The sequence below is a fragment of the Lysinibacillus sp. NPDC056232 genome (genome assembly GCF_042267565.1).
Taxonomy (GTDB): Bacteria; Bacillota; Bacilli; order Bacillales_A; family Planococcaceae; genus Lysinibacillus.
On record NZ_JBHJTF010000008.1, the window covers coordinates 88268 to 98931 of the forward strand.

Below are 10664 nucleotides of genomic sequence, written 5' to 3' on the forward strand. Positions count from 1 at the left end.
CGAAGGGATTTGTTAGCGTGACAAAACTATTAGTTGTAGATGATGATGCGCATATTCGAGAATTAGTTAAGGTATTTTTACAAAATGAAGGTTTAGAGATAATTGAAGCTACGGACGGTGTGGATGCACTGTCCAAATTGGATGCTGATAAGGTGGATATGATTATCATGGACATTATGATGCCAAATATGGACGGCTGGAAATTATGCGAAGAAATACGTTCATTTAATGATAATCTACCAATCTTAATGCTAACCGCAAAGGGAGAAACTTCACAAAAGGTAAAGGGCTTTCATCTTGGAACAGATGATTATCTTGTTAAACCATTTGAGCCTGCAGAGCTGATCGTCCGTGTAAAATCAATACTTAAAAGATACCATATTTCCCTATCTCAACTTGTGGAAGCCGGCAATATTAAGTTAAATCGTAATACACATGAAGTCTTGTATAACGGTGAATCTTTAACACTTCGTTTAAAGGAATTTGAACTATTATTTACGTTAGCAAGCTATGCTGGAAAAACTTTTTCACGTGAACAGCTAATCGAAGAAATTTGGGGATACGACTATGAAGGGGATGAACGTACAGTCGATGTTCACATTAAAAGACTTCGTCAACGTTTTCCTCAAGAAACAAGTGGATTTTCTATTCGTACAATTCGCGGCCTAGGCTATCGATTGGAACTTGTTTCATGAGAAGACTTAAAAATTTTTTAAAGCTTTTTTTAACTTTAATGCTTCTTCTTATCATTAGCATCGTATTTGCTTTTATTTCCTACCACATAACGTCCTGGCTTTATGATTGGTTAGGCAAACATCCACAAGGTTTCTGGCTTCAATTATGGACCGTAGTTGGTGTTTTTGTTCTCTTTGCTTGCTCAGTCATCATCACCTTTTTAATTGGGCTAAAAAGACAACGGAACTATTGGAATACGATTGTAGATGCATTAAGCCGGATTGCTAAAGGTGATTTTACTGTCAAATTAGATCTTAAAGCAGATGACGAAGATCAATTTGGTCAATTAATACATGGCATTAACCATATGGCGGTCGAATTAGGCGAAATAGAAAGAATGCGCCAAGAATTTATCTCGAATGTGTCTCATGAAATACAGTCACCTCTAACATCTATTAATGGCTTTGCTAAAGCATTAAAAAACATGGACCTCCCTGAGGATAAGCGACAGCATTATTTAGCCATCATTGAGATGGAAAGTAATCGACTATCAAAAATTAGTGACAATTTACTAAAGCTTACTTCGTTAGAATCACAACATCACCCCTTCGAGCCAGATCATTACCGACTTGATAGGCAATTGCGCAATGTCGTACTAACGCTTGAACCAAATTGGCTAGCTAAAAATATCGACATGGATATGCAATTAGAAAACATTTCGGTAATGGCTGATGAGGACTTAATGAATCAAGTATGGATGAATTTACTAAGCAACAGCATTAAATTTTCGCCAGCTGCTGGCATTATAACAATATCTATGACGAAGCAAATGGACACAATCACAATTGCCATTCATGATAATGGTATTGGTTTAACGGCGGAACAACAAAAGCATGTATTCGAACGATTTTATAAGGCTGACCAGTCAAGGACGGCTGAGAATGGTGGAAGTGGTTTAGGACTATCTATCGTAAAGAAAATCATCGATATGCATAACGGAACCATTACTGTTGAAAGCAAGCCTGCTGAATTTACAACGTTTTTTGTAACACTGCCTCTAGAAATCAATTACGCCTCGGCGTAATTGTTGCTGTCGCTGCGCTTTCGCACAGATAAACAATGCGTCCGGATTTTGAATTGTGCCTGCACAATTCATTCCTTTCAAAATCCGTGACATCCGCCGGAGGCTTTATCTTCATTCAGTAGTTGTTTGGACACTCTTGAAAAGAAACCATATACATCACAGCCTTCAGAGGTGGAAGTCTTCTACTGAATGAAGATAAATCAGACTCGTGCAAACGAATAACAGATTCTTTTTTCGTCTGCACGAGTCTATTAGGCAGATGGACTAGTAAGCTACTTTTCTAAAATATTGATAAACTTTTTCAAGTTTTCTACTTTGTCTCCCCTTTTTACTTTCCATATTGCCAAATTCAAAAAACTTCACTTGTTTAATGCCAACAAAATTAAATAACGCTCTTTTCATTAATATTTTATGAGCATTATTTAGCCATAATAGTGGATATTTTGTTGGCCCCTTCATTGTCGAAATACACACTACTGATTTTCCTTTTAGTAGCCCCTCAGGAAATAGTCCCTTTTTATCTTTATAAGCAAAATTGGCCGCAAACAATTGATCAATATACCCTAGAAGCATTGCTGGTGGTCTTCCCCACCATATCGGATAAACAAAAACGATTTTATCAGCCCACTTAATTTGTTCACGATATTTCTCAAGCTTTGGATCACGAAACATATCACGACGGCGTTTATGTTCATGAAATACTAAAATTGGGTTAAATTGTTCCTCGTATAAATCTACTACTTGAATCTCATTTATGAGCGGATTGTCATGACAGCCCTTAATAGCCTCCTGTAAAAAAGCATAATTCAAACTTTTATGATTGGGATATGTATAAATAATTAATGTGTTCATCTTGCATCCTCCATTACTTATCATTTGATAACAAAATAATAAATCACCTTATTTTAGTTGTCAAATGATAATTGTTTTAAGATAAGTTTTTTGTTATCTTGTCAGTAAGAGGTGAACCCATTTGGACAAAAAAGAATTATTTAATCAGTTCGTAGCTTTTACAACAACGGTACATCAAGTAACGCACGAACTAACTCAAAACGTAAAAATCGATAATATTACACCAGTACAATATAAAATTCTAGAATATATAAAAGTAAGTCAGCCAGTTACACCTACTGAAATTAGTGATTGCCAGCATATGTCCTTACCTAATACAAGCCGAGAATTACGAAAACTACAGGAAAGCAAGTTTATTGAAAAAATTAGTGATACCGAAGATCGAAGAAAGCACTATGTTTGCCTTACAGAGGATGGAGAAAAAATAATGGGAGAAGCATTCGCCTGTATAGAAGAGCGCTTTCAACAACTTATCCAACATGCATCTAAAGAAGATTTAGAGGACATTCATCATGCATTAAACATTCTTGACGAAAAGGTCTTTAATCCAAAATTATAAAAAGAACCTGCATGCTTTTCACGATAAGACAAGCATTGCAGGTTCTTTCATTATTTATCAAATTGACATAGAAAGTGTTCCACACCTGGGTATTTCTCTCCTAGACTAGCTATGAAAATGATAACGCCTTCGTGACCAACATCGTGTCGCTGTCGCTACTTTATCACTACGCTTTCGTACAAAAAACATCTGTTGGCACGAGACCCTGCAACAATGCGAAGCGGCTCATCGGATGCCCCCAGGAAGCTTTGCTCTGTGCGAAAGCGAAGCGTCAGCAATTGTTTTATCTGTGCGAAAGCGTAGCGACAGCAACAACAAAGCGCCCAGTCGGAACGGCAATCAACCACACTTTATGGTAATGAGCCTATTTAGTGTAACTACCTTATTTTCGTAATTCAAAAAACGTTAATGCCATACATCGTCACTCATTTACACTTTTTTTAATAGTATAAAGATGTATAGAAGGAGGAGACATAAGTGGAAGTAGCCGTGTTAGACAAGAAGTGGATAGAAGAACATTTTGAAACACTTCCATTATGGCAACAGTCAGCATATACCGACTTCGCTGCCATGGTTGCAGATGAAGCAAATACGTTTCCCTGTATTCCAGCTAGAAAAGGTTTTTTATCGAACGAGCTTCGCTATAGTTTTATCGGAGATCCACGAGAGGAGCAATCGATAAAGACGTTAGCACTCTGCTTAAAGGAATACGATAAGTGCGCTAAAACGTTTGGTAAATATACAACACATACCATTTTCTTCAAAACCCCTAATGATATGCATAAAAATTTCGATGTTGAAGATTATAGAAATTTATTTTGGTTCGTTTTAAACAATTTAACTAAATTTGATGATATCGATTGGCCAAAGGAAATTCCAACCGATCCATCGCACAATGAATGGGAATTTTGTTTTAACGGTGAGCCTTATTTTGTATCTTGTGCAACACCCGCACATGAATTGCGTAAGAGTCGTAATTTTTCTACTTTATTAATGGCATTTCAGCCACGTTGGATATTTGAAGAAATGAACGACTCAACTGTCTTTGGTCGAAAATTAAAGAAACTTATTCGTCAACGCATTAACGAATATGATGCTATTTCTGCTCATCCTGATTTAAAATGGTACGGGCAAGAAGGTAGTTATGAATGGAAGCAATATTTTTTAAGTGATGATAATAGTAGTCCATCGAAATGTCCTTTTTTACGTATGCAACATTCTCTGCACTTTCCACAGAACAAAGAACAATAATCAATTATGCCTCGGCATAATTGCGTCCAGAATCGGCTTTGTGCTAGCACAAAGCACTCCTTTCCGATTCCGTGACATCCGCCGGAGGCTTTAACTTCTTTCAGCGGATGTTTGGACACCCGCTGAAAGAAGTTAAACATGTTTACTGTGTTTTTGCCTTTTCATTACAATCCAAGTCGCTATTCCAATAATGATGATAAAAAGCAGGCTCACGAAAAAACCGAGTCTGCTTGTTTTTTCCCCTAACGTTCCAGACACCGTCACCACAATGAGCAACATCCCTATTCCATTCTTCACATACTCCCACTTTGACAACTTCATTAGCTTCATATAGGTCACTAATATAAAGAGCCAGTTATATATCAGCATTAAGCCTGCAGCTGTAACCAAATATTCAAAAATCTTTTCTGGCATGAGGAAGCCTATAACAATAGTGATGATTAAACCACTAGCTAAAAAGAGAAATGCAGGAAATGGGACCTTCATCTTCCCTTTTTTAGCTAAAGCCGTTGGAGCATCATGATCCTCTGCCAATGTAATGAGAATCGTTATGACCGCATATAAGGAGGCTACCATTGTTGAAAAGCCTGCAATAATTAAAACGCCATTAAAAATGTCTGCAATAATTAAAACGCCATTAAAAATGTCTGCAAAAAAAGGTATGTGATAACCGTTAAGCGCTGTTATAAATGGGCTTTCCTCAATAGTAAAATCCTTCCAAGAAACAAGTGCCAAGGCAAGCATAATAGCCATTAGAAAAATGACAGTTATAGCAATAAGCATCACTTTTCCGGCTTTCGGTGCTTCTTGAGGATTTTTTAAATCAATGACCATTAAACCCATAACCTCAATTCCACCAAATGCATAAAAGGCATATAACAGTCCAAGCCAAATTCCTTTCACACCTTGTGAGAAAAATTCTTCATAGTTTGCGTGCAGTGCATCGAGTGTAGTTGTTTCCGTATTGAATCCTTTTATTATTAATACAACCGCTACTATAATAAACATGACAACCGCTGCTGCCTTTAACGCACCAAAAATATTTTGAAAGTTTTCAAAGCCCTTCATACCCATAAGAATAACGGCTAATCCAAGTGCAGCATAAATAGATGCAGCAACCCATAATGGAAGTGTAGGAAACCAAAGCTTTGTAAAAATACCAAGCGCCGTCAATTGGCTGCCCATAATGAGCATCTCAGAAATCAAATAAATCCAGCCATTACTAAATCCTGCCCAATTTCCAAAAGCTTGCTTTGCATAAGTACGGAATGAACCCTTATCTGGATTGTCAACTGACATCTTAACAAGAGCATCATAGACAATATACGTAGCAATCGCAGCTAACAAAAAAGGAATTAAAACAGCAGGACCACTTTTATGAATAGCCATACTTGTCCCAAGAAAAAATCCTGTTCCTAGTGTACAACCTATACCTAGAAGCGAAAGCTGCCACCAAGACAACCTCCCTTTACTTGTTTTAGATGTCATTTTGATCAACCCTCCTGCCTTTTTGCTACTTTCTTAACAACGGCAATGTCATGCAACGAATGCCACCACCGCCTTTTTCAAGCTCTGAGACTTCAATTTCTATCAAATTCTTTTTTTGCAATAGCGGATGCTTCGTCCATTGTTCCTTCGAGGCTTGCTTACTAATTAACAGTGTTTCGGGATTAAGATTAATAAAATTGATATCAGGGATTGTATTATATTTTTCAAGCCAATAAACGTCAAAGCCATGGCGATTTAAAAATTGCTCGGTCATTGCAAAACGATTTGTTTGAGCTGTGAACACGTGTACAGGAAAATAACGCATAAAGTTTTTAGCTATTACTAGATTAGCGTTCGCCACATTACAATTCATATCTAAATGAAGTGTATCGGAGCGTCTCGGCAAATCAATAATCGCAATTTCCGAAAATCCTTCTTGGAAAATACGACCCTTGATACTTTCCACAGCCTCTAATGTTGTTCTCATGCCAATATTAATAAGCACAGCATCCTTATTTAGGATCATCACATCTCCACATTCTAAAGCAGTAGAAGGTTGCTTATTTAATTTTTCTGGAAACCACTTTTCTAATAATGAGTGCGCATGTGGATACTCCGGACGCCTTAGCGAGCTGCCCGCTTCTCCAAGGAACATACTATTTCCTAAAACACAGGCTAGATCGCGTACAAAGTACCTATTTATAAGCTGTTCACTTACTGTTTTCTCATCATTTGTTAGCTCTTTCGAATAGTCAATAACCTTGACACCCGCATTTTCTAGCGTTGTCTTTAATTCCATGAAATTCTCCATTGCTTTTACGTGATTGACAGTAGCACTCCACCCTACATTTTCAGCTATTGTTGAATCTGTTACATCTAATATTGTAGGTGCACAAAGCATAACAACCTTAAGCTCTTCATGCTCTGACCAACAACTTGCTTGGAATGAGTCCATAATGTAATCTCCCCTTCTTCATGACTATCTCAGCTTAGCGTTACCATCAAAACTGGGATTATACAGACAAAATAGGTAGCAGAACTAATGGTATCCATTTCAAATGATAAGAATGAGGTATTGTTGCAAAAGAGATACGATGGAAGTTGAGGAGGACTTTGATGGAATTAGGAAAAAGCGCAGTAAATACTGAAAAAAGAGACGTATTAAGATTTAGAGAGAAAACTTATTAATCATAACTAGTCTTCTCTCGCGACAAAATAATTCCATTTCATAACTTTTATCAATGAAAATACTGATGATAAGCTTGCTCAGCATCCATTTCGCTTGTAAATATTAACATATCGTTTGTTAACGGATAATACGTCTCAAATAGAAATAGCGCTAGCTCCTTTGGATAATCCGGATTGTTCACTACTGCCGCTTCCTGTATGTTCACTACTTCCTGAACATATGGATGACGATAAAAAATATAAACAATATCCCCTGCACTATATTGCTGCTGTTTCATTCCATCACCTTCCTCTGATTTTCATTAGTTTGGTGTTAGAAGAAGTAAATTATAATTAATTTTTGATTTTCGTGTAGATATTTAATCCGCTGAAAGAAGTTAATAATCCATGATGGCATTAGAAATATTCCCCACCTACCAACGCTCGTATCATAAAACGTCTCAATTAGAATATATATTAATTTATGTGATAAATTTCACTAGATTTGATCCAAATAAGACAATACTGAACATTCCGATTATTTGGTATACTTAAGAAAAGGAGGGAAAAATATGATTAAACAATCGGTTATTGAAAATGTACTTGAAGCTGCCCTTTCAACAGGTGGCGATTTTTCCGAAGTTTTCATCGAGGATAAGTTTGTCAATGAATGTACATTACAAAGTGGAAAAATTGAACAAAGTATTTCTGGACGTGACTTTGGCATTGGTATACGTATTTTTTCTGGTCTTCAGAGCATCTACACTTACACAAACGATTTTTCAGAGGAAGGCTTACTGGCAGCAGCAAAACGAGCAGCACTTGCTATTAAAGGTGGTGCTACCGGAACAATTCAACCACTAATAAAAGACATTATTACGCCTATTCATAACGTTATCATTCTACCAAACAGTGTGGAACATGCTAGAAAAGCAACAATCATGCGGCAGGCTAATGACATTGCTAGAAATTATGATGAACGTATTAGTCAAGTTAAAGTTCGGTATCTTGACGAAGAGCAGCATGTTTTAATCGCCAACTCAGAAGGAAAATTTGTAGAAGATACGCGTATTCATAGTCGACTTGCCATCCAGGCAACTGCCTCCGAGGGCAAAGAAATGCAAACTGGCTTCTATGGTCCTGGCGCACATGCAGGCTTTGAATTTATCGAAAATCTAGATTTAGAGCACTTTGCTGGTGAAGCAGCACGTATTGCGGTCACTATGCTTCATGCCGATGAATGTCCTAGCGGAAAATTCCCTGTCATCATTGATAATGAATTTGGCGGTGTTATATTTCACGAAGCTTGTGGTCATGGACTTGAGGCTACTGCCGTCGCGAAAAACAATTCCGTTTTTGCAAATCGTCTTGGTGAAAAAGTTGCCCCTGATATTGTTACATATATTGATGATGGCACACTTCCAAACGAATGGGGTTCCCTTAACATTGATGATGAAGGGGAAAAAACGCGAAAAAACATCTTAATTGAAAATGGAATTTTAAAAGGCTACATGATTGATAAATTTAATGCGCGCCGTATGAATGCTGAACCAACTGGATCTTCACGTCGCCAATCTTATCGCTTCAATCCAACATCCCGAATGACGAACACATATATCGCTCCAGGCACTTCTACACCTGAAGAAATTATTGCATCTACCGAATATGGTATTTATGCAAAATATATGGGTGGCGGGCAAGTAAATCCATCAACTGGTGATTATAACTTCGCGGTTATGGAGGCTTATATCGTAAAGGGCGGAAAAATCGATCGTCCTGTACGTGGTGCAACACTTATAGGCAACGGAGCAAAAACATTGCAGCTAGTTGATCATGTAGGTAATAACCTTGCGCACGGTGCTGGCATGTGTGGATCAATTAGTGGTAGTCTTCCTGTCAATGTTGGCCAGCCAATGATCCGTGTTAGCGAAATGACAGTTGGTGGAACAAAGGGGGAATAATTGATGAACATTGCTGAATATCAAGAAAAACTACTAGATCAAGCGATAGAAGCCGGTTTTAAAGAAGCTGAAGTTTATTTTGAACGAAAAAGCTCTTTTCAATGTATGCTTTACGAAGGACAGATTGATAGCTATGAAACGTCTGAGGATGGAGGTCTAAGTCTACGTGGGCTGCATAACGGAAAAATGGGTTACGCCTATACAGAAAAATTAGACGATGATTCGATGTCCTTTTTAATCGACAGTGTAAAGGCAAATGCAGACGTTCTAGATGAAAATGAGGGCATAGATATTTTTGAAGGAAGTAATGAATACATGCCGCATGAATTTTACAATGAAGAATTAGAGACGATCGAAATTCCTGAAAAAATTGAGCTGCTACGTTTAATTGAGCAAAAAATTCGTGCCTACGATTCGCGCATTGTAACGCTTGATTACTGTATTCTTGAAGAATATACTACTGAACGTTCTTTAACGAATAGTAAAAACCTTTCCCTATCACATAAGGAGAACGGCCTAGTCATCTTCCTTTCCACAGTAGTTAAAGATGGTGAGGAACTAAAAACGGGTGGCTATTTGAAAATGACTCGTGATTTTCATTCTCTCAATGCTGATGAAATTGCTAAAGAAGCAGCCGAGGAAGCACTTGCGAATCTTGGTGAAAAGTCAATTCCATCTGGAAAATATCCAATCATCCTACGCGCAGACGCGGCAGCATCATTATTAAGTACCTTTATGCCGATACTGTCAGCTGAAAATGCTCAAAAAGACCAATCCTTATTAAAAGGAAAGGTTGGACAAAAAGTGGCGTCAGCGGCTATTACATTGCTGAATGCTCCATTCCATCCCGCCACTTTGTCTGGAGCAAGTTTTGATGGAGAGGGCGTTGCAACAAAAGAGCAGGCAATTATTTTAAATGGCAAGCTTCAAACATTATTGCATAATAGAAAAACGGCGAAAAAGGACGGCTGTAAGACAACTGGGCATGCACATAAAGACTCCTACAAAGGTACTTTATCTATTGCGCCCCAAAATTTATATATTTCGACTGGTAAGAAATCACAAGACGAGTTAATTAACTCGGTTACCGACGGAGTACTTCTTACAGATTTATCAGGGCTTCATTCCGGTACGAATACGGTTTCTGGTGATTTTTCAGTCGCAGCGAAAGGCTTCCATATTCAAGATGGCAAAATTGCATCACCTGTGAAGCAAATGACAATAGCCGGAAACTTCTTTGAGTTCTTAAATAATATCGAAGAAATTAGCTCAGAGCTTTACTTCCTACCAGATGGGTACGGCTCCCCTTCCCTCCTTGTGAAGGAGCTATCAGTGACGGTGGAATAAAACGGAAAAAGATGAGTCACATATTACAGATTAAGCTAGAATATATGGTACTTCTCGGCAAAGCTTTTCGCTAATCATTGCGACAAGCTTTTTGATTGCATTTGATCGGCTTTGATGGAGATATGTCCATCGGCCAACTTCTGATCCAGCTGTTCTAATGAAGAAAATCATCGTCCCTACATTACGATTCGTTTTATAATCTTTGAAATGTAAACCTCTTCATTCGTACTATGAATAATACGTCACTTAAGCGAGGTTACATTTATTATTTCATATAGGA

At 37.7% G+C, this 10664-nt stretch carries 11 protein-coding genes; 7 read left to right on the forward strand and 4 right to left on the reverse strand.

Annotated elements, in window-relative coordinates; genetic code table 11:
• Positions 1–17 precede the first annotated feature (17 nt).
• Both ACFCYJ_RS08730 and ACFCYJ_RS08735 read left to right on the forward strand, forming a co-directional pair.
• Positions 18–695, forward strand: a complete 678-nt coding sequence (locus tag ACFCYJ_RS08730) for a response regulator transcription factor (protein ID WP_376073382.1) — start codon at positions 18–20, stop codon at positions 693–695.
• Entirely contained in the window at positions 692–1759 is a 1068-nt protein-coding gene (locus ACFCYJ_RS08735; protein ID WP_376073383.1) for a HAMP domain-containing sensor histidine kinase, read from the forward strand. Before ACFCYJ_RS08730 ends, ACFCYJ_RS08735 begins: the two co-directional genes overlap by 4 nt.
• A gap of 264 nt (positions 1760–2023) precedes the next feature.
• Here the strand turns inward: ACFCYJ_RS08735 and ACFCYJ_RS08740 are convergent, their stop codons facing one another.
• Positions 2024–2611, reverse strand: a complete 588-nt coding sequence (locus tag ACFCYJ_RS08740) for an NAD(P)H-dependent oxidoreductase (RefSeq protein ID WP_376073384.1) — start codon at positions 2609–2611, stop codon at positions 2024–2026.
• A gap of 121 nt (positions 2612–2732) precedes the next feature.
• On the opposite strand from ACFCYJ_RS08740, the gene ACFCYJ_RS08745 reads away from it, so the two are divergent.
• From ACFCYJ_RS08745 to ACFCYJ_RS08755, 3 genes are all read left to right on the forward strand, one after another.
• On the forward strand, positions 2733–3170 hold the full coding sequence (locus tag ACFCYJ_RS08745; protein WP_376073385.1) for a MarR family winged helix-turn-helix transcriptional regulator: 438 nt from the start codon (positions 2733–2735) through the stop codon (positions 3168–3170).
• 131 nt (positions 3171–3301) lie between these two features.
• Positions 3302–3529, forward strand: a complete 228-nt coding sequence (locus ACFCYJ_RS08750; protein ID WP_376073386.1) for a hypothetical protein — start codon at positions 3302–3304, stop codon at positions 3527–3529.
• Between the two features lie 118 nt (positions 3530–3647).
• Entirely contained in the window at positions 3648–4421 is a 774-nt protein-coding gene (locus ACFCYJ_RS08755) for a YqcI/YcgG family protein (protein WP_376073388.1), read from the forward strand.
• Positions 4422–4553: 132 nt separating this feature from the next.
• Here the strand turns inward: ACFCYJ_RS08755 and ACFCYJ_RS08760 are convergent, their stop codons facing one another.
• The 3 genes from ACFCYJ_RS08760 to ACFCYJ_RS08770 all read right to left on the reverse strand — a co-directional run bounded on the left by ACFCYJ_RS08760 (position 4554) and on the right by ACFCYJ_RS08770 (position 7375).
• Entirely contained in the window at positions 4554–5909 is a 1356-nt protein-coding gene (locus tag ACFCYJ_RS08760) for an amino acid permease (RefSeq protein ID WP_376073390.1), read from the reverse strand.
• Between the two features lie 25 nt (positions 5910–5934).
• A complete protein-coding gene (locus ACFCYJ_RS08765) occupies positions 5935–6864 on the reverse strand; it encodes an arginine deiminase family protein (RefSeq protein ID WP_376073392.1) in 930 nt (309 codons plus the stop codon).
• 283 nt (positions 6865–7147) lie between these two features.
• On the reverse strand, positions 7148–7375 hold the full coding sequence (locus tag ACFCYJ_RS08770) for a transcriptional regulator SplA domain-containing protein (RefSeq protein WP_376073394.1): 228 nt from the start codon (positions 7373–7375) through the stop codon (positions 7148–7150).
• Positions 7376–7648: 273 nt separating this feature from the next.
• On the opposite strand from ACFCYJ_RS08770, the gene ACFCYJ_RS08775 reads away from it, so the two are divergent.
• Together ACFCYJ_RS08775 and ACFCYJ_RS08780 are read left to right on the forward strand one after the other, a co-directional pair.
• Complete coding sequence (locus tag ACFCYJ_RS08775) at positions 7649–9037, forward strand: TldD/PmbA family protein (protein ID WP_376073396.1); 1389 nt, start codon at positions 7649–7651, stop codon at positions 9035–9037.
• 3 nt (positions 9038–9040) lie between these two features.
• Positions 9041–10384, forward strand: coding sequence for a TldD/PmbA family protein (locus tag ACFCYJ_RS08780; RefSeq protein ID WP_376073397.1), 1344 nt, complete (start codon positions 9041–9043; stop codon positions 10382–10384).
• The last annotated feature ends 280 nt before the right edge of the window (positions 10385–10664 follow it).